This window comes from Salinicola sp. MH3R3-1 (assembly GCF_001937155.1).
Taxonomy (GTDB): domain Bacteria; phylum Pseudomonadota; class Gammaproteobacteria; order Pseudomonadales; family Halomonadaceae; genus Salinicola; species Salinicola halophyticus.
In genome coordinates this window covers 1-1,048 of the sequence record NZ_MSDP01000043.1, presented here as the reverse complement: position 1 = coordinate 1,048, position 1,048 = coordinate 1, and the positions used below count along the sequence as shown (strand labels likewise).

The 1,048-nt window shown below is 55.2% G+C and carries 1 rRNA gene; it reads left to right on the top strand.

Going from position 1 to position 1,048, the window contains the following annotated elements:
- Positions 1-339 precede the first annotated feature (339 nt).
- Positions 340-1,048, top strand: a 16S ribosomal RNA gene (locus BTW08_RS18055); the annotation flags it as partial.

The following is a 1,048-nucleotide window of genomic DNA, read 5'->3' as shown; positions in this document are numbered from 1 at the left end:
AAGGATCGGCACCGACAAGCAGTAACGGCGCCAGGCAGGATTCGACAAGAAAGACGTTGACATCCTCACCCAGATCCTTAAAATACGCCACTCCTTACGGCGGCCCAGAAAACAAGCGCTGACAAGCACTTGGGTTCGACGGCAGAAGCGAAGCGCTTCAAGTAAGGACGCTCTTTAACAATCGATCAGGTAATTGATGTGGGCGCTTGTTCTCGCGTGACAGCCAGTCACGACATATCGAGGCAAGCGACTCGTCAAGATTCGTTTGACCTTGAACCAAGTTTGGTCCGCTTTTCTTCTTGTTCTTCGGGACGAGAGAAGTAAGGACTATCAGACTTTAAACTGAAGAGTTTGATCATGGCTCAGATTGAACGCTGGCGGCAGGCCTAACACATGCAAGTCGAGCGGCAGCCCGGGGAGCTTGCTCCCTGGTGGCGAGCGGCGGACGGGTGAGTAATGCATAGGAATCTGCCCGGTAGTGGGGGATAACGTGGGGAAACCCACGCTAATACCGCATACGTCCTACGGGAGAAAGCGGAGGATCTTCGGACTTCGCGCTATCGGATGAGCCTATGTCGGATTAGCTAGTTGGTAAGGTAACGGCTTACCAAGGCGACGATCCGTAGCTGGTCTGAGAGGATGATCAGCCACACTGGGACTGAGACACGGCCCAGACTCCTACGGGAGGCAGCAGTGGGGAATATTGGACAATGGGCGAAAGCCTGATCCAGCCATGCCGCGTGTGTGAAGAAGGCTTTCGGGTTGTAAAGCACTTTCAGCGAGGAAGAAAGCCTCTGGGTTAATACCCTAGAGGAACGACATCACTCGCAGAAGAAGCACCGGCTAACTCCGTGCCAGCAGCCGCGGTAATACGGAGGGTGCAAGCGTTAATCGGAATTACTGGGCGTAAAGCGCGCGTAGGTGGCTTGGCACGCCGGTTGTGAAAGCCCCGGGCTCAACCTGGGAACGGCATCCGGAACGGCCAGGCTAGAGTGCAGGAGAGGAAGGTAGAATTCCCGGTGTAGCGGTGAAATGCGTAGAGATCGGG